The following is a 20,899-nucleotide window of genomic DNA, read 5'->3' on the forward strand; positions in this document are numbered from 1 at the left end:
GGCGCCAAGATATCTCTCGCGTCCCGCGCGATGCGCGGGACACTCGGGCGCCTCCGGCGGGAGTATTTCGGGCAAAGAAGAAGATTACTTCGGTGCCATGCGGAGCGCGCCGTCGAGGCGGATCACCTCGCCGTTCAGCATGCGGTTCTCGAGGATATGGCGGACGAGCGCGGCAAATTCCTGCGGATCGCCGAGGCGGGCGGGGAAGGGCACGCTCTGGCCGAGCGAGGCCTGCACGTCGTCAGGCAGGCCCGCCATCATCGGGGTCTGGAAGGTGCCGGGCGCGATGGTCATCACCCTTATGCCGTGACGCGCCAGTTCGCGCGCCATCGGCAGAGTGAGACTCGCCACCCCGCCCTTCGAGGCAGCGTAGGCCGCCTGGCCGATCTGACCATCGAAGGCGGCGATGGAGGCGGTGTTGACGATCACGCCGCGCTCGCCGTCCGGTCCGGGCGCGCGTCTGGCGATCGCCTCGGCGGCAAGGCGGGCCATGTTGAACGTGCCGATGAGGTTGATGGTGATGGCGCGAGCGAAGCTGTCCAACCGGTGCGGGCCTTCACGGCCGAGCACCTTTTCGCCCGGCGCCCAGCCCGCGCAGTTCACAAGGCCGGAGAGGCCGCCGAAGGCCTCTTCGGCGAGCGCGACTGCGGCCTTGCCGTCCGCCTCGCTCGTCACGTCGGTGCGGGCGAAGCGGGCGGCGGGCCCGAGTTCGGCGACCATCGCGCGGCCGGCCTCTTCGTTCAGATCAGCGATGACGATCTTTGCGCCCGCCCGGGCGAGCGCGCACGCGGTGGCGGCGCCAAGGCCCGAGGCGCCGCCGGTGACGAGGATGGTCGAGCCTGAGATCTCCATGGTTCTGCCCTCAGACCAGCGCCCTGTCGGGCGCGGCGCCGGTCAGCATCTCGAAAACCGCCGAGAAATCACGCCCGCCGAGGCCCAGCGCCTCCATCCGTTCGTAGATCGCAGTGGCCGCCTGTCCGAGCGGCGTTTCGGCGCCTGCGTCCCCTGCCGCCGCCTGCGAGAGCCGCAGGTCCTTCAGCATCAGCGCGGCGGCGAAGCCGGGCTTGTAGCCATTGTTGGCGGGCGAGGCGGGCACCGGGCCGGGCACCGGGCAATAGGAGGTGAGCGACCAGCACTGGCCGGAGGATTTCGAGGCGACGTCGAAGAGCGCCTGCCGCGACAGGCCGAGCCGGTCGGCGAGCCCGAAGGCCTCGCTGACGGCGATCATCGAGATGCCGAGGATCATGTTGTTGCATATCTTCGCCGCCTGCCCCGCGCCCGCATCCCCGCAGTGGGTCAGGTTCTTGCCCATTGCGGCGAGGCAGGGCTGCGCGCGGGCGAAGGCCTGCACCGAGCCGCCTGCCATGAAAGTCAGCGTTCCGGCCGTCGCGCCCCCCACCCCGCCCGAGACCGGCGCGTCGAGCGCCATGAGCCCGCGCCCGGCCGCGAGCGCATGGGCGGCACGGCAGCTTTCGATATCGACGGTCGAACAATCGACGATCAGGGCGCCTGGCGGGATCAGCGGCACGATCTCGCGCCACACCGTCATGACGATCGGCCCGGAGGGCAGCATGGTGATGACCGTATCCGCGCCCCTGACCACCTCGGCGGCGCTGTCGGCGAGCGTCACGCCCCCCTCGGCGGCGGCGGCACGGGCGGCGGGCACCATGTCGAAGCCCCGCACGGTGAAGCCCGCCTTGACCAGATTGCGCGCCATCGGGCCGCCCATATTGCCGAGGCCGATGAAGCCCACCACGTCCGTCATGTCACTCTCCTGTCAGTGCGGGGGCGGGAAAGACCCGGTCCCCGGTCGGTTCCAGCCAGCGCGCCACATCGGCCTCGCTGACCTCGGCCAGCGTCGCGGGCCGCCATTTCGGCGTGCGGTCCTTGTCGATGATCGCGGCCCGGATGCCTTCGTAGAAATCCGGCCCTACGACCAGCGCGCGGGCGGCGGCGAAGTCGCGTTCGAGCGCGGCTTCAAGGCCCGGCGCCGTGCGCGCGGCGCGCAGGAGCGCGAGCGCGAGCTTCAGCGCGGTGGGCGACTTTGTGGCGATTTCGGCGGCTGCGTCGCGCGCGAAGGGGGAGCCGTCCTCCTCCAGCGCCGCAAGGATATCTTCAACCCGGTTGGCCGCGAAGGCCCGGTCGATCAGGTCGCGATGCGCGCCGACAGGCGCCGGGCCGGGCGGAACCGCGAGGCTTTGCAGGAGCGCATTCACCTCCGCACCGCCCGCGTCATCGGGCAAGCCGGCCAGCGCCGCCATCAGATCGGGCAGCCGCGCCACCGGCAGGCAAAGGTCGGCCATGCCGACCAATATCGCCTCGGCCGCGTTCATCATCCGGCCGGTCAGGGCGAAATAGGTGCCGATCTCCTCCGGTGCCTGCGTCAGGATCGCGGCGCCGCCGACATCCGGTACGAAGCCGATACCGACCTCGGGCATGGCGATCCGGCTTCTCTCCGTCACCACACGAAAGCGCGCATGCGCCGAGATGCCGACGCCGCCGCCCATCACCAGCCCGTCCATCACCGCGACGAATGGCTTGCCGAACCGGGCGATGCGGGCATCCAGCCGGTATTCGTCGCGCCAGAAATCCATCGACGGGCCGTCGGGCGTGCGCGGCGCGTCGTAAAGGCTGCGGATATCGCCGCCCGCGCAGAGCCCACGTTCACCCTCGCCGGTCAGAAGCACGACCCGAACGCCCGGATCGGCGGCGAACCTGTCGAGCGCGCGGTCGATATCGTGCACCATGGCGTGGGTCAGCGCATTGATCGCCTGCGGCCGGTTCAGCCGGATGCGGCCAAGGGCGCCCGTGGCCTCGATGAGGACATCGCCGGGCATCAGCGTGCCTCGGTCACGGCGCGGGCGATGATCAGCCGCATGATCTCGTTCGTGCCTTCGAGGATCTGGTGGACGCGCAGGTCGCGCACCAGCTTCTCGACCCCATAATCGGCCAGATAGCCGTAGCCGCCGTGCATCTGCAGCGCGCGGTTGGCCACGGCGAAGCCCATGTCGGTGACATGGCGCTTGGCCATGGCGCAGAGCTTCGTCGCCTCGGGGCTCCTGGCGTCAAGTGCCCTCGCCGCACGCCAGAGGAAGGTGCGCCCGACCTCGAGATCGGTCGCCATGTCGGCCAACCGGAACTGCAGCGCCTGAAACTCGTTGATCTTCCTGCCGAAAGCCTTGCGTTCGCCCGTATAGGCCAGCGCCTTGTCGAAGGCCGCCTGCGCGCCGCCGAGCGAGCAGGCCGAGATCGAAAGCCGCCCGCCGTCGAGCGCCGCCATGGCAAACTTGAACCCCTCGCCCTCCCCGCCCAGCCGGTTTTCGGCGCGCACGCGCACCCCGTCCATCTGGACGGTGCGGGTCGGTTGGGCGTTCCATCCCATCTTCCTTTCATTCGCACCGAAGGAAAGCCCCGCCATCCCCTTTTCAAGGATGAAGGCGGTTATGCCCTTGGGTCCCGGACCGCCGGTGCGCGCCATCACCACATAAAGATCGGTCGCCCCGGCGCCCGAGATGAACTGTTTCTGCCCGGTCAGCACATAGCTGTCGCCATCGCGTTCGGCGCGGGTCGATAGCGCGGCGGCGTCGGAGCCAGAGCCGGGCTCGGTCAGGCAGTAGCTCGCGAGCTTCTCCATTGCGCAAAGGCCGGGGAGCAGACGTGCGCGCTGATCGGCGCTGCCGTAACGGTCGATCATGGTCGCGACCATGTTGTGGATCGAGAGATAGGCCGAAACTGCCGGGCAACCGGTGGCCAGCGCCTCGTAGATCAGCACACTTTCCATCCGGCCAAGGCCCGAACCGCCCTGATCCTCGCCCACCATGATCCCGCCGAGGCCAAGGCCCGCGAGGTCCCTCAGGACGTCGACGGGGAAATGCTTGCGCTCATCCCAGTCCGACGCGTTCGGCGCGATCCGCTCTTCCGCAAAGCGCGCCGCCATGTCGCGGATGGTTTGCTGTTCCTCGGTCAGATCAAGGCTCATCCTGTCCCTCAATGCAGAAGTTCCACCGCGACCGCCGTCGCCTCGCCGCCGCCGATGCAGAGGCTCGCCATGCCGCGCCTTTGCCCGTGGGTTTTCAAAGCGGCAAGCAGCGTCACCAGAATGCGCGCGCCCGAGGCCCCGATCGGATGGCCGAGCGCGCAGGCGCCGCCATGGATGTTCACCTTGTCGGCGGGAAGGCCAAGGTCGCGCATAGCCGCCATGGCGACGACCGCGAAGGCTTCGTTGATCTCGTAAAGGTCGGGCGTGCCCGCGTCCCAGCCCAGCCGGTCGATGAGTTTCTGCATCGCACCGATGGGCGCGGTCGGGAAAAGGCTCGGGCGGTCGGCATGGCTTGCATGGCCGAGGATACGGGCAAGGGGCGTGAGCCCCGCCTTTTCGGCATCCGACTGGCGCATCAGCACAAGCGCGGCCGCCCCGTCGGAGATTGACGAAGAATTGGCCGCCGTCACCGTGCCGCCGGGCCGGAAGGCGGGTTTAAGCAAGGGGATCTTGTCGGGCCGCGCCTTGCCGGGCTGTTCGTCGATGACGACCTCGACCGCGCCTGCCTTGCCTCTCACCGCAACCGGCGTGACCTCGGCCGCGAAGCGGCCCTCGGCGATAGCGGCCTGGGCGCGCGCGAGCGAGCGGAGCGCATAGTCATCCTGCGCCTCGCGGGTGAACTGATAGGCCCCGGCGCAATCCTCGGCGAAGGTGCCCATCAGGCGGCCCCCACCCTGCGGACCCCTGTCGTAGGCATCTTCAAGGCCGTCGAGGAACATGTGATCGACGACCCTGCCATGGCCCATGCGGTAGCCGCCGCGCGCCTTTTCAAGCAGGTAGGGTGCGTTCGACATGCTTTCCATCCCGCCCGCAACGACGATGCCCGCCTGTCCGGCCAGAAGCGCGTCATGCGCCATCATCACCGTCTTCATGCCGGAACCGCACATCTTGTTCACGGTCGTCGCAGGGACCGAAACCGGCAGCCCCGCACCCAGCACCGCCTGCCGCGCCGGGGCCTGACCCTGACCGGCAGGCAGGACGCAGCCCATCAGCGCCTCGTCCACCCTGTCACGCGATATCCCGGCCCGGTCGAGCGCCGCGCCGATCGCCGCCGCGCCCAGCTCGGCCGCCGTCAGGGGCGACAGGTCGCCCTGAAAGCCGCCCATCGGTGTGCGGGCCGCGCCCACGATGACGATACTGTCTGCCATTCGATCCTCCCTCGCGCTGCCGCGAAGTATAGGTCATGATTTCTGACCTACAAATGATTCTCCCACCGCCGCGCGAAGCCCCGCCTCACTCGTAGCTGCGCTTGTCCTCGATCACCTTGCCGTCGTTCGGCAGGCTGCCGGGCGGCACCAGTTCGACCCGTCCGCGCATCTTGAGCGTTGCAAGGATGCTGCCCTCGTACAGCGCTGGATTGGTGGCGCGGGTCTCGACCTGTACGGTCATCGCATCCATCTCGCCCTCGCGGGTGGCAATGACGCGGGCGCGGCCGACCTCCTCGTGGCGGGCAACGAAGGCTGCAACCTGTTCGGGGCGGACGAACATGCCCTTGATCTTCGTCGTCTGGTCGGCGCGGCCCATCCAGCCCCTGATGCGCCGCCCGGTCCGTCCGCAGGGGCTTTGCCCGGGCAGGATCGCCGACAGGTCGCCGGTCGCGAAGCGGGTCAGCGGATAGTCGGGGTTGAGCGTTGTCACGACCACTTCCCCCACCTCGCCGTCCGGCGCCGGATCGCCGGTGCCCGGGCGCACGATTTCCACGATCACGCCCTCGTCGAGGATCATCCCCTCCATCGCCGGGCTTTCGTAGGCGACATTTCCGAGGTCGGCGGTCGCGTAACATTGCAGGCAGAGGATGCCGCGATCGCGATATTCCTGCCTGAGGCTCGGGAAGAGCGCCCCGCCCGAGACGGCGGCACGGCTGATCTTCAGCCGCTCGCCCATCTCGTCGGCCTTGTCGAGGATCACCTTCAGATAGTCCGGCGTGCCGGCATAGGCCGTGGTGCCGATATCGGCTGCCGCCCGCACCTGAAGGTCGGTCTGCCCGGTGCCCGCCGGCAGGACCGAGGCACCAACGGCGCGTGCGCCGTTTTCGAAGATCATGCCCGCGGGCGTCAGGTGATAGCCGAAACAGTTCTGGACAATATCACCGGCGCCTATGCCCAGAGCATGCAGAAAGCGCCCCATTCGCCACCAGTCATGGCTGACGCCCCCCGGTTCGTAGATTGGCCCGGGCGATTGAAAATAATGGACCGCACCACCGGACACGAGGCCGCCGAACGGCGGCTTCGCCCGCTGCATCTCGACCAGCGCCGCTTTCCTGAGGACCGGCAGCTGCGCGAGGTCCGCGAGGTCGCCGAGCGGCGTCTCGCCCGTACGGGCGCGCAGCGCATTCAGCGCCTGAAGCTGGGCGCTTGCGCGGGCATCCGCGCTGCGGGTCTCAAGCGCGTCATAGTGGCCCGCCGGCGTTTCTGCCTCGACCGGTCTTGCATGCGGTACGGTCATGACAGCCACCTCTTGCGCCGCCGGTAGGACCTGACATCGCGGAAGGAATTGCGCCCCTTGTCGGACATGCCGAGATAGAATTCCTTCACGTCCGGGTTTTCGCGCAACCCTTCCGCCGGGCCGTCCATCACCACCCGGCCACTTTCCAGGATATAGCCGTAATGGGCGTAGCGCAGCGCCACGTTGGTGTTCTGTTCGGCCAGAAGGAAGGTCACGCCCTCCTTCTCGTTCACGGCTTTCACAATCTCGAAAATCTGTTCGACCAGTTGCGGTGCGAGGCCCATCGAGGGCTCGTCGAGAAGGATCATCTCGGGCCGCGACATCAGCGCGCGGCCGATGGCGCACATCTGCTGCTCGCCGCCCGATGTATAGCCAGCCTGGCTGCGGCGGCGTTCCTTCAGGCGCGGGAAATAGCGGTAGACCATCTCGAGATCGGCAGCGATCGCGCCCTTGCCGTCGGTACGCGTATAGGCGCCGGTCAGGAGGTTTTCCTCGACGGTGAGATGGCCGAAGCAATGGCGGCCCTCCATCACCTGGATGACGCCGCGCTTGACCAGGTCCGCAGGACTGAGGTCCTGCACGCGCTGGCCGCGATAAGTGATCGTGCCCTTGGTGACCTCGCCGCGTTCGGACTGCAGAAGGTTCGAGATCGCCTTCAATGTCGTCGTCTTGCCCGCGCCGTTGCCACCCAGAAGCGCGGTGATCCCGCCTTCGGGCACCTTGAGCGATACGCCTTTCAGGACCAGCACGACGTGATTGTAGATCACCTCGATATTGTTGACCTCGAGAAGCGTCCCGGTATTTCCGGCGTCGAGCATGAGCCTCGCCCTTTCCATCCGCTTTCACCCGCCCCGGACCTGATCCGGGGCCTCGTTGCGGGGTCGGCCCGAAGGCCGAACCCCTTCTTGAAACGTCCGGGAACGCGCCGGGCAGAGATCCCGGATCACGTCCGGGATGACCGGCTGGCGCCGGTCAGTTGCAGCGCTCGGCGATGTTGTTCTCGGCCGCGAAGGCGGCGCTGTCGGCATCGACGAGCGGCTGGATCACCTCGTCATCAGGGGCGATGAAGGGCGTGATCAGGTTCCATTTCTTCGCCGCCGCATCCCATTGCTGGATCATCGCCTGCCCCGGACCGCCGTGATCGGCGCAAGAGGCTGCGAAGGGCTGACCGAAGTTCGGCAGGCCAAGCTCGGCCATCCGCGCCTCGGTGATTTCCAGGGCCTCGAACCCGTCGCGCAGCTCGACCGCCGTGATCGCCGCATGGCCGGTCATCTCCTGCGTCTTGCGGATCGCCTCGGAAATCACCATCGCCGCATACATGCCGCGCGAATAGAGCACGGTTCCGACCTGATCGCCTGCGCCTGAAGCTTTACCCGCTTCGACGACGTACTTCTGCAGGTCGGCATAGACCGGGTAATCGCTGCCCGAGCCGTGCATCGCCAGCGACTTGTAGCCGTTCGCCGCATCGCCAGCGGGCAGCACGTCATTTTCCGAGCCCGACCACCAGACACCGATGAAATTCTCCATCGGATAGTTGATGTTGGCCGCTTCCTGGATCGCCACGGCATTCATCACGCCCCAGCCCCACATCAGCACATAATCGGGCTTGTCGCGGCGGATCTGCAGCCACTGGCTCTTCTGTTCCTGGCCGGGGCTGTCGACGGGAATTTCGATCAGCTCGAACCCGTGCTTTTCCTTCAGCGCGGTCAGGGTCGGGATCGGCTCCTTGCCATAGGCCGAGTTGTGATAGACGAGCGCAATCTTCTTGCCCTTCAGATCACCGCCATTCTCGGTCAGGAGATAGTTCACGATGTCGGAGGCGCCGTCCCAGTAGTTGGCGGGATAGTTGAAGACCCATTCAAATATCTTGCCGTTCGCCGCCGAGGTCCGGCCATAGCCGGGCGTGTAGAGCGGGATCTTGTCGACCGAGACCTTGGGAATGAGCTGGTAGGTGATGCCGGTCGAAAGCGGGTTATAGACCAGCGCGCCATTGCCCTTCGTGGCCTCGTAGCACTCAACCCCCTTCTCGGTGTTGTAGGCCGTCTCGCATTCGGTCACCACGACCTTCTCGCCGCCGATGCCGCCGTCGCGCTCGTTCAGAAGGGTGAAATAGTCGTTGAACCCGTCGGCATAGGGGATGCCGCCCGCCGCGAACGGGCCGGTGCGGTAGCTGAGGTTGGGAATGTTCAGATCGGCAAGGGCCGGTGTCGCGCAGGTCAGCGCGAGCGCGGCGAGGGCTGTCAGTCTTTTCTTCATCGGTTTCCTCCCGGATGGATGTTGGACAGTCGGTTTCGGATCAGGTGCCGGTCTTTTCGCCGGTCTTGTGGTTGGGCGGCCCTCAATGCGGGAAGGGCCAGAGCCGGAGTTTTTCCTTCGCCACGCGCCAGAGTTGGGCGAGCCCGTGCGGCTCGACGATCAGGAAAAGCACGATGAGGCCGCCGACGATCATCAGCTCGATATGGGCAGCAAGGTCGGTGGGCCAGCCGAGCGTGCCCACGAGCAGATTCTTTAGAAGGACCGGCATCAGCACAAGGAAGGCCGCCCCGGCGAACGAACCGAAGATCGAACCCAGACCACCGATGATCACCATGAAGAGAACGAGGAACGACTTCTGGATGCCGAAAGCCTCGCCCACTTCCGCCGCGCCGAGATAGACGGCGAAGAACAGGGCCCCCGCGACCCCGATGTAGAAGGACGAGACCGCGAAGGCCGAAAGCTTGGTCGTCAGCGGATTGACCCCGATGATCTCGGCCGCGATGTCCATGTCGCGGATCGCCATCCACTTGCGCCCGATGGTGCCGCGCGTGAGGTTCCGCGCCAGCCAGGCAAGCGAGAAGAGGATGACGAGGCAGAAGAGATATTTCGCCGCCGGTGTCGTCGCCGCCCCGGTGACCGCCTGGCCAAAGATCGTGCGTTCGGGTGCGTTGATCTGGCCCGAGGCCGAGTAATTGTAAAACCACGGCACCTTGTTGAAGAGCCAGACGAGGAAGAACTGCGCGGCAAGCGTCGCGACCGCGAGGTAGAAGCCCTTGATGCGCAGGGACGGCAGCCCGAAAAGCACGCCGACAAGCGCGGTGATCCCGCCCGCGAGAAGGACATGGATCAGGATCGAAACCTCGGGGAAGGCGGTCATCAGCTTGTAGCAGGCATAGGCGCCCACCGCCATGAACCCCCCGGTGCCAAGCGAGACCTGCCCGCAGTAGCCCGTCAGGATATTCAGCCCGATCGCGGCGATGGCGTAGATGAGGAAGGGCACGAAGACGGCGTTCGCCCAGTAGTCGTTGATCAGGAAAGGAACGACGCCGAAGGCCACCGCCAGCACGGCGTAATAGCGCCAGCGGTCGAACCGGATCGGGAAGGTCTGGCTGTCATCGACATAGCGCGTCTTGAAATCGCCTGCCTCGCGGTAGAACATCAGCCCCTCCTCCCGCTGTCGGTCCCGTTGCCCCGACGCCGGAGGCTGCCTGCCCCCGGACCCCCGGGGATATTTGCACCAGAGTGAAAGGGCGGGAGGACCTTGCCCGAGGCGGTCGGAAGCATGTTCACACCCTCTCGATGATGCGCTCGCCAAAGAGGCCCTGCGGCCTGAAGACGAGGAAGAGAAGCGCCAGCACATAGGCGAACCAGTTCTCAGTCGCGCCGCCGATCATCGGGCCGACGAAGAACTCGAAAAGTTTCTCGCCCATGCCGATGATGAGGCCACCGACGATGGCGCCGGGGATCGAGGTGAAACCGCCCAGCATGAGGACCGGCAGCGCCTTCAAGGCGATCAGCGAGAGCGAGAATTGCACGCCCGATTTCGCCCCCCACATCACGCCCGCGACCAGCGCCACGATCCCCGCGATCGACCAGACCATCACCCAGATGAAGCGAAGCGAGATGCCGACCGAGAGCGCCGCCTGATGGTCGTCGGCCACCGCGCGCAGCGCCCGGCCGTATTTGGTGAATTGCGAGAAGAGGGTGAGCGACAGGACAAGGAGCGCGGCCACCACCGTCGCCACGATATCCAGCCGGTCGATGAAGAAACCGTAGCCGAAGAGACTGTCGGTCACGCTCTCGACCGTATCGGAGATGCCCTGTGGCAGACCGACGTCCAGTTTCTTGATGTCGGCGCCCCACATGATGTCGCCGAACCCTTCGAGGAAATAGGCCAGCCCGATCGTCGCCATGAAGAGGATGATCGGCGCCTGGTTCACCAGATGCTTGAGGATCAGCCGCTCGATCAGGATCGCGAGCAGCACCATCACCGCGCCGGTCAGCAGGATCGCGACCACGGCGGGCAGGTGCCAGCCGAATTCGTGGATCTGGGTGCCGAAGATCGCGTTGATCAGATGGGCAAAGGGCACCTGCCCGTTCTGGAAACCGACGAGCGTCAGCGCCGCAAAAAGCGCCAGCACTCCTTGGGCATAGTTGAAGATTCCGCTCGCCTTGAAGATCAGGACGAACCCCAAGGCCACCAGCGCGTAAAGCACCCCGGCCATCAGCCCGTTGAGCCCCGCCTCGGCCGCATAGAGGATCTCGTCAGGCACCGGTCAGGCCTCCTCATGCAGAAAGCGCCGCGCGCCCCGGACCCCGATCCGGGGCCTCCGGCGGCATGGCGCGAGGTCCCGGGTCAAGCCCGGGACGGGGTTGTTCCGCGTCGCGGTTTCCCGCCCCCGGACGGGTCCGAACGGCTCACTCATGGGCGACCCCCAGATAGGCGTTGATCACATCGGGATTGCGGCGCACCGCGTCGGGCGTGCCGTCGCCGATCTTCTTGCCGTAATCCATCACGACCACCCGGTCGGAGAGGTCCATCACCACGCCCATGTCATGTTCGATAAGCGCGATGGTGGTGCCGAATTCGTCATTCACGTCGAGGATGAAGCGGCACATGTCCTCCTTCTCCTCGACATTCATGCCCGCCATCGGCTCGTCGAGCAGCAGAAGCTTCGGCTCGGCCGCCAGCGCGCGCGCCAGTTCGACGCGCTTCTTCAGGCCGTAGGGCAGTCGCCCGACCGGGGTCTTGCGGATGTTCTGGATCTCGAGGAAGTCGATGATCTTCTCGACCTTCTCGCGATGCGCCGTTTCCTCCTTTTCGGCGCTGCCCCACCAGATCGCCTGCGAAAGCAGGCCCGACCGCATCAGTGTCAGCCGTCCGGTCATGATATTGTCGAGAACCGACATGCCGTCGAAGAGCGCGATGTTCTGGAAGGTGCGGGCGATGCCCTGGCGGGCGACCTGATAGGGTTTCATCTGCGGGCGCCTCGCGCCCCGGAACCAGACCTCGCCCTCTTGCGGGACGTAAAAGCCCGAGATCACGTTCAGCATCGAGGATTTGCCCGCGCCGTTTGGTCCGATGATCGCGCGGATCTCGCCCTCGCGGATGTCGAAGGAAATATCGGTGATCGCCTTCACCCCCCCGAAGCGCAGGGTGATGCTCTTCATCTCCATCAGCACGGGGCCGATCTTGCGGCCGTCGGCGGTGACTTCCGGGCTCATCGCGTTCATTCCGCCGCCATCCTTTCCGCGCCGCCCGCGACCGCCGCATCGGCGATGGTCAGCGTCGCCTTGATCGCGCCCTTGCGGCCGTCCTCGTAGGTCACTTCGGTTTCGGTGTAGATCCGGTCCTTGCCGGCATAGAGCGCCTCGATCAGATCGGCGAATTTCTCGGCGATGATATTGCGGCGCACCTTGCGGGTGCGGGTCAGTTCGCCGTCGTCGGCATCCAGTTCCTTGTGCAGGATCAGGAAGCGGTGGATCTGGCAGCCCGACAGCATCGGGTCTTCGGCGACCGAGCGGTTCACTTCCTCGACATGGCCGCGGATCGTCTCGTAGACCTCAGGGTGGGCGGCCAGTTCCTGATAGGAAGAATAGGCGATGTTATTGCGCTCGGCCCAGTTGCCGACGGCGTTGAGGTCGATGTTGATGAAGGCGGTGCAGAAGGACCGCCCGGCGCCGAAGACGACGGCTTCTAGGATGTTGGGATAGAACTTCAGCTTGTTCTCGACGTACTTCGGCGCGAAAAGCCGCCCGTCGGCCATCCTGCCCACGTCCTTCGCCCGGTCGATGATGCGAAGGTGCCCCGTACCTTCCTCGAAGAAACCGGCATCCCCCGTCGCCACCCAGCCCTCGGCATCCTTGGTCGAGGCGGTCGAGGCCTCGTTCTTGTAGTAGGAAACGAAGGTGCCGGGCGAGCGGTAGAAGACCTCGCCCGTTTCGGCGATCCGGACCTCCACCCCCGGCGAGGGCACGCCGACGGTGTCGGAGCGGACCTGCCCGTCGGGCTGCTGGGTGATGAAGACCGAGGCCTCGGTCTGGCCGTAAAGCTGTTTCAGGTTGATCCCGAGTGCCCGGTAGAAATCGAAGATCTCCGGCCCGATCGCCTCGCCCGCGGTATAGCCCACGCGGATGCGCGAAAAGCCGAGCGTGTTTTTCAGCGGCCCGTAGATCAGCAGGTCGCCCAGCGCATAGGACAGCCGGTCGGCCAGCCCCACGGGCTTGCCGTCAAGGATCGCCGGGCCGACACGGCGGGCCACCGCCATATAGCGGTGAAAGAGCCAGCGCTTGAAACGGCCCGCATCCTCCATCCGGATCATGACTTGGGTCAATTGTCCCTCGAAGACGCGCGGCGGCGCGAAGAAATAGGTCGGCCCGATCTCGCGCAGGTCGGTCATCATCGTGGCCGCACTTTCGGGGCAGTTCACGCAAAAGCCCGTCCACATCGCCTGACCGACGGAAAAGATGAAATCGCCGACCCAGGCCATCGGCAGATAGGCCAGAACCTCTTCGGCGCGGGTCAGATGGTCGAAGGTGGCGGAGTTCTTTGCGGTCTCGATGATATTGCGGTTCGACAGCACCACGCCCTTGGGCTTGCCGGTGGTGCCGGAGGTGTAGAGCATCACGCAGGTGTCGTCGTAACCGATCCGGTCGATGCGCGCCTGAAGCTCCGCCTCGAACCGGTGATGGGCGGCGCGCCCCTCGGCCAGCACGTCCTCAAGCGCGTTCAGCCGGGAATGGTCGTATTTGCGCATGCCGCGCTTGTCGACATAGATGACCTGCTCGATATGCTGGAGGCGCTCCTGCACCTCGATGACCTTGTCGACCTGTTCCTGATCGCCGCAGACGACGAAGCGCGCGCCCGCATGGTCGAGCACATAATCCATCTCCTCGGCGACGGCGTCCTGATAAAGCGGCACCGGCACCGCCCCGCACATCTGCGCCGCGACCATCGACCAGTAAAGCGCGGGGCGGTTCCGACCGACGATGGCGACATGATCGCCCGGGTTCAGGCCAAGCGCGAGGAACCCCATGGCGAGCGAGCGCGTCTCCTCATGCGCCTCGGCCCAGGTCCAGCTTTGCCAGATGCCGAATTCCTTTTCGCGGTAGGCAGGCCGCGACGCGTGACGGCGCGCGTTCAGCGCCATCAGCGCCGGAATAGACCGCCCTTCGGCCACCGCGTCGCTTTCGTTCATCCTTCTCCTCCCCGGCGCGCCCGTGGCCCGGGTGCCGTCTGTCCGCGTCAGGGCCGATTTCGACCGATCTCCTGCCGCGTGGCCCCGTTTGTGGGCGCCAATGCTTTCCCCACTATTTCGCGAATCTTACGAATTGTTACCGGCAGGGTTTAGGGCTTTTCGTCACGCCGCGCCGGGTGCTAGCCAAAGGGCGGAGGATCCAGGAATGAAACCGGGCGACGAGACGCTCGCGCAGCTGACGCGGGCCGGGCTCAATCTGATCCAGCAGGCGCTGTCGATCTTCGACCGCGATCTGAGGCTTGTTCTCTGCAATCGCCGCTACCGGGAAATGTTTGACTTTCCAGAGACTTACGTCACGCCCGGCGCGAGCTTCGAAGAGACGATCCGCTATCTGGTCGGCCGCGGCGAATACGGGCCCGTGGCCGACGCGGAAGAAGCGATCAAGGCGCGGGTCGAGGCGGCGCTGGCCTTCGTGCCGCATTATCTGGAACGCGCCCGCCCCGACGGGCGCTGGATTTCCGTCGAGGGCGCGCCGCTCACCCAGGGCGGCTGGGTCACCGTCTATACCGACATCACCGAGATCAAGCTGCAGGAGCAGATGCTGCGCAGCCGGTCCGAAGAGCTTTCCGACCGGCTTCTGGGCCATTCCGAACGGCTCGCCGCCGCCAACCGGGCACTCTCCGCCGCCAACAGCGCGCTTGAGGAGGCCAAGCGCGACCTGACCGAGATGGAGGCGCGGACCCGCCTCACGACCGAGATGATGCCCGCCCACATCGCCCATGTCGGGCCGGACCTGCGCTATACATTCTCCAACCGCAAGCTCAGCAGCGTGATCCCCGGCCGCCCGTCCGACATCATCGGCCTGACCGGACGCGAGGCACTGGGCGAGCAATCCTTCGCCCGGATCGCGCCCTATCTGCACCGGGCGCTCGACGGCGAGGCGAGCGTCTTCGAATTCACCGATGAAGAGTCCGGTCGCCGCATCCGTGCGGCCTTCACTCCCGACCGCACCGGTGACGGGCCGATCCATGGCGTCTATATCCTGTCGATGGACGTGACCGAGGAAACCCAGGCGCGCGCGGCACTCACGCAGACCCGCAAGCGGGAACTGGCGGCCCAGCTGACCTCGGGCCTTGCCCATGATTTCGCCAATCTCCTGACCATCATCCTCGGCCTGCAATCCCGGCTCGACCGGCTCGACCTGCCGCCCGAGGCGCGCGAGATGGTCGCCTCGACCCGCGCCGCCGCCCGGCGCGGCGGCACGCTTCTGGACCGGATCGCGACCATCTCGGGCCGGAGGGAACCGCGCCCCGTGGCGACCGACCTTGCGGCCTTCATGGCCGACCTCGGGGCGCTCGCCCGTCCGGCGCTGCCCGAAAGGATCGCGCTGGAGATCGGCGGCGACGCTTTCGACGGGCCGGTGATGCTCGACGCGGGCGGGCTGCAGGATTCGCTCCTCAATCTCATCCTGAATGCGAAGGACGCAATCGGCGCCGGGACAGGCCGGGTCCTCGTCACCGCGCGCCCGGTCCGTGACACCTGGATCGAGTTCACCGTCGCCGACACCGGCCCCGGCTTTTCCGAAACCGCGCTCGACCGCGCGCTCGATCCGTTCTTCACCACCAAGGGCGGCGAGGGATCGGGGCTTGGCCTTTCCATGGTCTATGACCAGACCTCGCTGTCGGGCGGCACGGTGAGGCTCGAGAACCTCCCCGAGGGCGGCGCCCGCGTCACCCTCAGGCTGCCCTACAGGAAAGGCGCGAAAAGCCCGCGCACCGGCCTCGTCCTTCTGGTCGAGGATAATGAGGATATCCGCACCAATGTGCGCGAGATGCTGCGCGCGATCGGTCACAGCGTGCTGGAAGCAGCGAGCGCCGACGAAGCCGAAACGCTTGTTGCCTTGCCGGGGCTCGACCTGGTGCTGACCGACATCACCCTGCCCGGCAGGCTGACCGGCGTCGATCTTGCCGAACGGATCGGGGCAAGGGACGGCGGTCCGTCGGTCGGCCTGATGACGTCGCTTCCCCCCGCCAACCCGCTCCGCGCCCGCGCCGCCGCGCGCTTTCCGGTGCTGGCCAAACCCTTCGATGCCACGATGCTTGCCACCTTCCTCACCTCGGTGCGGCCATGACCCAGCCCGCCGCTTCACCACCGCTGGTCGCGATCCTCGACGATGAGCCCGACATCCGCCAGATGCTGACCGAGGCGCTGACCGAGGCAGGTTTCCGCACCCAGGCCTTTGGTCGGGCCTCCGCTTTCGAGGCGGCGCTGAAACGCATGACACCCGACGTCTGCCTCGTCGACCTTGGCCTGCCCGACAAGGACGGGCTGGCGCTCGTCCATGGGCTGGCGCTGGAAAGCGGCGCGGCGATCATCATCATCTCGGGCCGCGCGCAGGTGCAGGACCGGGTGACGGGGCTGGAACTCGGCGCAGACGATTATATCGTGAAACCCTTCGACCCGGCCGAGATCGTCGCCCGCGTCCGCGCGCGGCTGCGCCGCCCGAAGGCGGCAAGCGACCGCGCGTCCCAGATCGCCCGCTTCGCAGGCTGGACGGCGGATTTCAACCGCTTCTCGCTGATGTCGGCGAGCGGCACGGAAGTGCCCTTCTCGAACGCCGAGGGCCAGGTGCTGCGCATGTTCCTTGAAAGCCCGAACCGTCTTGTCACGCGAGCCCATATGCAGGAGGTGCTCGGCGGCAGCGCGGGCGAAAGCTTCGACCGGGCGATGGATGTGCGCATCTCGCGGCTGAGAACCAAGCTTGGCGAGGATCCGAAGAACCCCGCCCTGATCAAGACGATCTACGGCGCGGGCTACATCTTTCTCGGCGAGGTGGCCTGGGCGTGACGCCGGGGACGAAAATCCTTCGCGAAGGATTTTCGGCGGCACCGTGAGAACTGTGCCCGGCGCCCGCAAGGCCGCGCACGGAAGGTTGGCCCTTGCCTTTGCATGGCTTTTCGGCCTATAGCGCCCCCGTCGAACAGGCCGGAAGTGCCTGGGGCTCATGAGGACGCGCAGGGTCGGCCAACACCGGCCCTGATTGTTTTCCGGCCCCCATACTTCCGGCGAGACCCATGAAAGACCGGCGGAGACAACCGCATGGCCCGTAACATTGTTGAAAAGGAACTGAAACCGCATGTGCGCTAAGAACGCTATGGAAGAATTCGAAGCCCTTCTTAAGGAGAGCTTCGAGATCGACACGCCCGAAGAGGGTTCTGTCGTCAAGGGCAAGGTCATCGCCATCGAGGCGGGCCAGGCCATCATCGATGTCGGCTACAAGATGGAAGGCCGCATCGACCTCAAGGAATTCGCGAACCCCGGTGAACAGCCCAACATCTCGGTGGGCGACGAGGTCGAGGTCTATCTCGACCGCGTGGAAAACGCGCGTGGCGAGGCTGTCATCAGCCGCGAGAAAGCCCGCCGCGAAGAAGCCTGGGATCGCCTCGAAAAAGCCTATGCCGCGGAAGAGCGCGTCGATGGCGCCATCTTCGGCCGCGTCAAGGGTGGCTTCACCGTCGATCTGGGCGGCGCTGTCGCCTTCCTTCCCGGCTCGCAGGTTGACGTCCGTCCGGTGCGCGATGCGGGCCCGCTCATGGGCATGAAACAGCCGTTCCAGATCCTCAAGATGGACCGCCGCCGGGGCAATATCGTCGTTTCCCGCCGTGCGATCCTCGAAGAAAGCCGCGCCGAACAGCGCGCCGAGGTCATCGGCAACCTCTACGAAGGCCAGACGGTCGACGGCGTGGTCAAGAACATCACCGAATATGGTGCGTTCGTCGATCTCGGCGGCGTTGACGGCCTCCTCCATGTCACCGACATGGCCTGGCGCCGGGTCAACCACCCGTCGGAAATCCTGTCGATCGGCGAGACCGTGAAGGTTCAGGTCATCAAGATCAACAAGGAAACCCACCGCATCTCGCTCGGCATGAAGCAGCTGCAGTCCGATCCTTGGGATTCGGTCGAAAGCCGCTTCCCGCTGGGCTCGGTCCACCACGGCCGCGTCACGAACATCACCGACTACGGTGCGTTCGTCGAACTGGAAGCGGGCGTCGAGGGCCTCGTTCACGTCTCGGAAATGTCCTGGACCAAGAAGAACGTGCACCCTGGCAAGATCGTCTCGACCTCGCAAGAGGTGGATGTCATGGTTCTGGAAATCGACAGCGCCAAGCGCCGCGTGTCGCTGGGTCTCAAGCAGACCATGCGCAACCCGTGGGAGGTTTTCGCCGAAACGCATCCCGCCGGCACCGTCATCGAGGGCGAAGTCAAGAACATCACCGAATTCGGTCTGTTCGTCGGCCTCGAGAACGACATCGACGGCATGGTCCACCTGTCGGACCTGTCGTGGGACCAGCGTGGCGAGGAAGCCATCCAGTCCTACCGCAAGGGCGATGTGGTCAAGGCCGCCGTCACCGAGGTCGATGTCGAGAAGGAGCGTATCTCGCTCTCGATCAAGTCGCTCGGCGCCGACACTTTCTCGGATGCCGTTGACGGCGTGAAGCGCGGCTCGGTCATCACCGTGACCGTGACCGCGGTCGAGGAGGGCGGGATCGAGGTCGAGTACAACGCGATGAAGTCCTTCATCCGTCGTTCCGACCTCGCCCGCGACCGCGCCGACCAGCGCCCCGAGCGCTTCCAGGTCGGCGACCATGTCGATGTCCGCGTCACCAACGTCGATTCGAAGACCCGCAAGCTCGGCGTCTCGATCAAGGCGCGCGAGATCGCCGAAGAGAAGGAAGCCGTGGAACAGTACGGCTCGTCCGACTCGGGCGCCTCACTCGGCGATATCCTGGGCGCAGCGCTCAAGGGCCAGAAGTAAGTCATAGGTCCCCGGACCGCCGAAAACCCCGCCCTACCCGGGCGGGGTTTTTGTTTATGGCGCCGATTCGTCCACAGGCCGCAAATCGTGCTTTCTGCGCAGCGGCATCGGGATGCTGCGCCGCGTCAGGCATGGTACGGGGCGGCAGGAAGCCGAAGATCGCGAAAATCACGCAAAAATCCCCGCCATTACAAAGGCTTTCCTGTTTGTTGCCGGGCGAAATGGCCCTATAGTTCGCGGGACGAAAAAAGCGAGGGCGGGCCGAGTGAACACCGCCACGAGGGGGGATGATGATCCGGTCCGAACTGATTCAGAAACTGTCTGAAGAGAACCCGCACCTGTTCCAGCGCGATGTGGAGCGGATCGTGAACACGATCTTCGATGAGATCATCGAGGCGATGGCCAAGGGCGACCGGGTCGAGCTGCGCGGCTTCGGCGCCTTTTCGGTGAAGCAGCGCGACGCGCGGGCGGGCCGCAATCCGCGCACCGGCGAATCGGTCGCGGTCGATCAGAAACATGTCCCTTTCTTCAAGACCGGCAAACTGCTGCGCGACCGCCTGAACGGCGGCTGATCCCCCATGGTGAAGACCTTTCGCTATCTCTTCCTCGCGCTTCTTGCGATCGTGCTGCTGACCGTCGCGTCGGCAAACCGCGAGGTCGTTGCCCTGCGGCTGCTTCCGACAGAGGTCGATACATTCCTCGGCATCGGCTGGACGATCGAGCTGCCACTTTTCCTGGTGATCTTCGCGGGCATACTCGCAGGCCTTGCCGTGGGCTTCGTCTGGGAATGGCTGCGCGAGGCCCGCATGCGCACCGAGGCGAGCCAGCACCGCCGCCAGGTCGGCCAGCTCGAGCGCGAGGTCACGAAACTGCGCGCAGAGAAGGGCGACAAACCCGACGAGATCCTCGCCCTGCTCGACGGTCGCTGAAGCGGCGCGGAACGGGCGCCTCTTCGTGCGCTTCGCTTCTCATCGGCCCGGCACAAGGAGCGCATGAAATGCGACGACGAGTGCCGGTTCCGCCCGGCGGCGAAATGCGCTAGAGCCCGCACATGGACACACGCGTGAAAATCTGCGGCCTCAGGGAGCTCGCCCATGTCGCTGCCGCGGCCGAGGCGGGTGCCGCCTACGTCGGTTTCAATTTCTTCGCAAGATCGCCGCGCAGCGTCACGATCGCCGACGCGGCGGCGCTTGCCCTCGCCACTCCCCACGGCATCGCCAAGGTCGCCCTGACGGTGAATGCAACGGACGCCGAGCTGGATGCCATCACCTCCGGTGTCGCGCTCGACATGCTGCAGCTTCACGGTGCCGAAAGCCCGGAGCGGGTCAGCGAGGTAAAGGCGCGCTATGGCTTGCCGGTGATGAAGGTGGTCGGCGTCGCCGAACGCGCGGACCTCGCCGCGCTCGACATCTACCAGACCGTCGCCGACCAGATCCTGATCGACGCCAAACCGCCGAAGGATGCCGTTCTGCCCGGCGGCAATGGCCTGACCTTCGACTGGACGCTGCTTCTGGGCCGGGTCTGGCGGCGGCCCTGGATGCTCGCGGGCGGCCTCACGCCGGACAATGTCGCCCAGGCGATCCGCGCGACGAATGCGCGCCAGGTCGACGTGGCCTCGGGCGTCGAAACCGCGCCCGGCTTGAAGGACGAACGCCTGATCCGCGCCTTCATCGCGGCGGCGCGCGCATGATCCGCTTCCGCCCCGCGACGGAACCGGACGTACCTGCGATCATTGCCCTTTTGTCCGACGACATCCTCGGCCGAGCACGCGAGAGGGCCGAGGACGAAGCCTACCTCACCGCCTTCCGCGCGATGCAGGCCGACGGCAACAACCACCTGATCGTGGGCGAAGAGGATGGCCGGATCCTCGCCACCTACCAGATCACCTACATCTCCGGCCTCTCGCTGAAAGCCGCGCGCCGGGCGCAGGTGGAATCGGTCCGCGTCGCCTCGGACCTGCGCGGCAAGGGGATCGGCGCCGCGCTGATGGCCGACGCCGAAGCCCGCGCGCGCCATGCCGGCTGCACGCTGATGCAGCTCACCACCAACAAAGCCCGCACCGATGCCCATCGTTTCTACGGCCGGCTCGGCTTTACCCCATCGCACATTGGCTATAAACGCGATCTGTCTTGAGTGGAGGCGCCA

19 protein-coding genes are annotated in these 20,899 nt (G+C 66.0%); 7 read left to right on the forward strand and 12 right to left on the reverse strand.

The annotated features are described in order from the left end of the window. Window positions 1-84: 84 nt before the first annotated feature. The 12 genes from P0645_RS13095 to P0645_RS13150 all read right to left on the reverse strand — a co-directional run bounded on the left by P0645_RS13095 (window position 85) and on the right by P0645_RS13150 (window position 13,938). Window positions 85-852, reverse strand: coding sequence for a 3-hydroxyacyl-CoA dehydrogenase (locus tag P0645_RS13095; RefSeq protein WP_284165033.1), 768 nt, complete (start codon window positions 850-852; stop codon window positions 85-87). Window positions 853-862: 10 nt separating this feature from the next. Continuing rightward, on the reverse strand, window positions 863-1,765 hold the full coding sequence (gene mmsB, locus P0645_RS13100) for a 3-hydroxyisobutyrate dehydrogenase (protein ID WP_284165034.1): 903 nt from the start codon (window positions 1,763-1,765) through the stop codon (window positions 863-865). Between the two features lies 1 nt (window position 1,766). After that, window positions 1,767-2,837 carry an enoyl-CoA hydratase/isomerase family protein gene (locus P0645_RS13105; protein ID WP_284165035.1) on the reverse strand — a complete coding sequence of 357 codons (1,071 nt, stop codon included), beginning with the start codon at window positions 2,835-2,837 and terminating at the stop codon, window positions 1,767-1,769. Then, window positions 2,837-3,979 carry an acyl-CoA dehydrogenase family protein gene (locus tag P0645_RS13110; protein WP_284165036.1) on the reverse strand — a complete coding sequence of 381 codons (1,143 nt, stop codon included), beginning with the start codon at window positions 3,977-3,979 and terminating at the stop codon, window positions 2,837-2,839. Before P0645_RS13110 ends, P0645_RS13105 begins: the two co-directional genes overlap by 1 nt. Before the next feature lie 8 nt (window positions 3,980-3,987). Then, complete coding sequence (locus P0645_RS13115; RefSeq protein WP_284165037.1) at window positions 3,988-5,187, reverse strand: acetyl-CoA C-acyltransferase; 1,200 nt, start codon at window positions 5,185-5,187, stop codon at window positions 3,988-3,990. Between the two features lie 85 nt (window positions 5,188-5,272). Continuing rightward, window positions 5,273-6,484: a phenylacetate--CoA ligase family protein gene (locus P0645_RS13120; RefSeq protein ID WP_284165038.1), complete on the reverse strand. Its 1,212-nt coding sequence runs from the start codon at window positions 6,482-6,484 to the stop codon at window positions 5,273-5,275. After that, window positions 6,481-7,302 (reverse strand): ABC transporter ATP-binding protein, encoded by an 822-nt coding sequence (locus P0645_RS13125; RefSeq protein ID WP_284165039.1) that lies wholly within the window; start codon window positions 7,300-7,302, stop codon window positions 6,481-6,483. The genes P0645_RS13120 and P0645_RS13125 overlap by 4 nt, the downstream gene beginning before the upstream one ends. A gap of 154 nt (window positions 7,303-7,456) precedes the next feature. Beyond that, the gene (locus tag P0645_RS13130; RefSeq protein ID WP_284165040.1) at window positions 7,457-8,740 is read right to left on the reverse strand and encodes an ABC transporter substrate-binding protein; all 1,284 of its coding nucleotides are present in this window, start codon (window positions 8,738-8,740) and stop codon (window positions 7,457-7,459) included. Window positions 8,741-8,822: 82 nt separating this feature from the next. Further along, on the reverse strand, window positions 8,823-9,899 hold the full coding sequence (locus tag P0645_RS13135; RefSeq protein WP_284165041.1) for a branched-chain amino acid ABC transporter permease: 1,077 nt from the start codon (window positions 9,897-9,899) through the stop codon (window positions 8,823-8,825). 127 nt (window positions 9,900-10,026) lie between these two features. Further along, entirely contained in the window at window positions 10,027-10,965 is a 939-nt protein-coding gene (locus P0645_RS13140; RefSeq protein WP_284165110.1) for a branched-chain amino acid ABC transporter permease, read from the reverse strand. A 193-nt stretch (window positions 10,966-11,158) separates the two neighbouring features. Next, on the reverse strand, window positions 11,159-11,974 hold the full coding sequence (locus tag P0645_RS13145) for an ABC transporter ATP-binding protein (RefSeq protein WP_284165042.1): 816 nt from the start codon (window positions 11,972-11,974) through the stop codon (window positions 11,159-11,161). After that, complete coding sequence (locus P0645_RS13150; RefSeq protein WP_284165043.1) at window positions 11,971-13,938, reverse strand: long-chain fatty acid--CoA ligase; 1,968 nt, start codon at window positions 13,936-13,938, stop codon at window positions 11,971-11,973. Before P0645_RS13150 ends, P0645_RS13145 begins: the two co-directional genes overlap by 4 nt. Before the next feature lie 205 nt (window positions 13,939-14,143). On the opposite strand from P0645_RS13150, the gene P0645_RS13155 reads away from it, so the two are divergent. The 7 genes from P0645_RS13155 (at window position 14,144) to P0645_RS13185 (ending at window position 20,887) form a co-directional block, all read left to right on the forward strand. Beyond that, a complete protein-coding gene (locus tag P0645_RS13155; protein WP_284165044.1) occupies window positions 14,144-16,069 on the forward strand; it encodes a hybrid sensor histidine kinase/response regulator in 1,926 nt (641 codons plus the stop codon). Beyond that, window positions 16,066-16,785, forward strand: a complete 720-nt coding sequence (locus P0645_RS13160; protein WP_284165045.1) for a response regulator transcription factor — start codon at window positions 16,066-16,068, stop codon at window positions 16,783-16,785. Before P0645_RS13155 ends, P0645_RS13160 begins: the two co-directional genes overlap by 4 nt. A 289-nt stretch (window positions 16,786-17,074) precedes the next feature. Further along, the gene (gene rpsA, locus P0645_RS13165; RefSeq protein ID WP_284165046.1) at window positions 17,075-18,754 is read left to right on the forward strand and encodes a 30S ribosomal protein S1; all 1,680 of its coding nucleotides are present in this window, start codon (window positions 17,075-17,077) and stop codon (window positions 18,752-18,754) included. Between the two features lie 290 nt (window positions 18,755-19,044). Continuing rightward, window positions 19,045-19,326: an integration host factor subunit beta gene (gene ihfB / locus P0645_RS13170; protein WP_284165047.1), complete on the forward strand. Its 282-nt coding sequence runs from the start codon at window positions 19,045-19,047 to the stop codon at window positions 19,324-19,326. Between the two features lie 6 nt (window positions 19,327-19,332). Next, window positions 19,333-19,683 (forward strand): lipopolysaccharide assembly protein LapA domain-containing protein, encoded by a 351-nt coding sequence (locus P0645_RS13175; protein WP_349775082.1) that lies wholly within the window; start codon window positions 19,333-19,335, stop codon window positions 19,681-19,683. A 122-nt stretch (window positions 19,684-19,805) separates the two neighbouring features. After that, window positions 19,806-20,444: a phosphoribosylanthranilate isomerase gene (locus tag P0645_RS13180; protein ID WP_284165048.1), complete on the forward strand. Its 639-nt coding sequence runs from the start codon at window positions 19,806-19,808 to the stop codon at window positions 20,442-20,444. Continuing rightward, window positions 20,441-20,887, forward strand: coding sequence for a GNAT family N-acetyltransferase (locus P0645_RS13185; RefSeq protein WP_284165049.1), 447 nt, complete (start codon window positions 20,441-20,443; stop codon window positions 20,885-20,887). The genes P0645_RS13180 and P0645_RS13185 overlap by 4 nt, the downstream gene beginning before the upstream one ends. The last annotated feature ends 12 nt before the right edge of the window (window positions 20,888-20,899 follow it).

Source organism: Frigidibacter sp. SD6-1 (assembly GCF_030143255.1).
GTDB lineage: Bacteria > Pseudomonadota > Alphaproteobacteria > Rhodobacterales > Rhodobacteraceae > TMP-24.

What these genes read in the sequence shown, in the direction of transcription:
- P0645_RS13095 (WP_284165033.1), bottom strand. Translation starts at nt 852, where the DNA reads ATGGAGATCTCAGGCTCGACCATCCTCGTCACCGGCGGCGCCTCGGGC.
- mmsB (WP_284165034.1), bottom strand. Translation starts at nt 1,765, where the DNA reads ATGACGGACGTGGTGGGCTTCATCGGCCTCGGCAATATGGGCGGCCCG.
- P0645_RS13105 (WP_284165035.1), bottom strand. Translation starts at nt 2,837, where the DNA reads ATGCCCGGCGATGTCCTCATCGAGGCCACGGGCGCCCTTGGCCGCATC.
- P0645_RS13110 (WP_284165036.1), bottom strand. Translation starts at nt 3,979, where the DNA reads ATGAGCCTTGATCTGACCGAGGAACAGCAAACCATCCGCGACATGGCG.
- P0645_RS13115 (WP_284165037.1), bottom strand. Translation starts at nt 5,187, where the DNA reads ATGGCAGACAGTATCGTCATCGTGGGCGCGGCCCGCACACCGATGGGC.
- P0645_RS13120 (WP_284165038.1), bottom strand. Translation starts at nt 6,484, where the DNA reads ATGACCGTACCGCATGCAAGACCGGTCGAGGCAGAAACGCCGGCGGGC.
- P0645_RS13125 (WP_284165039.1), bottom strand. Translation starts at nt 7,302, where the DNA reads ATGCTCGACGCCGGAAATACCGGGACGCTTCTCGAGGTCAACAATATC.
- P0645_RS13130 (WP_284165040.1), bottom strand. Translation starts at nt 8,740, where the DNA reads ATGAAGAAAAGACTGACAGCCCTCGCCGCGCTCGCGCTGACCTGCGCG.
- P0645_RS13135 (WP_284165041.1), bottom strand. Translation starts at nt 9,899, where the DNA reads ATGTTCTACCGCGAGGCAGGCGATTTCAAGACGCGCTATGTCGATGAC.
- P0645_RS13140 (WP_284165110.1), bottom strand. Translation starts at nt 10,965, where the DNA reads ATGGCCGGGGTGCTTTACGCGCTGGTGGCCTTGGGGTTCGTCCTGATC.
- P0645_RS13145 (WP_284165042.1), bottom strand. Translation starts at nt 11,974, where the DNA reads ATGAACGCGATGAGCCCGGAAGTCACCGCCGACGGCCGCAAGATCGGC.
- P0645_RS13150 (WP_284165043.1), bottom strand. Translation starts at nt 13,938, where the DNA reads ATGAACGAAAGCGACGCGGTGGCCGAAGGGCGGTCTATTCCGGCGCTG.
- P0645_RS13155 (WP_284165044.1), top strand. Translation starts at nt 14,144, where the DNA reads ATGAAACCGGGCGACGAGACGCTCGCGCAGCTGACGCGGGCCGGGCTC.
- P0645_RS13160 (WP_284165045.1), top strand. Translation starts at nt 16,066, where the DNA reads ATGACCCAGCCCGCCGCTTCACCACCGCTGGTCGCGATCCTCGACGAT.
- rpsA (WP_284165046.1), top strand. Translation starts at nt 17,075, where the DNA reads ATGTGCGCTAAGAACGCTATGGAAGAATTCGAAGCCCTTCTTAAGGAG.
- ihfB (WP_284165047.1), top strand. Translation starts at nt 19,045, where the DNA reads ATGATCCGGTCCGAACTGATTCAGAAACTGTCTGAAGAGAACCCGCAC.
- P0645_RS13175 (WP_349775082.1), top strand. Translation starts at nt 19,333, where the DNA reads ATGGTGAAGACCTTTCGCTATCTCTTCCTCGCGCTTCTTGCGATCGTG.
- P0645_RS13180 (WP_284165048.1), top strand. Translation starts at nt 19,806, where the DNA reads ATGGACACACGCGTGAAAATCTGCGGCCTCAGGGAGCTCGCCCATGTC.
- P0645_RS13185 (WP_284165049.1), top strand. Translation starts at nt 20,441, where the DNA reads ATGATCCGCTTCCGCCCCGCGACGGAACCGGACGTACCTGCGATCATT.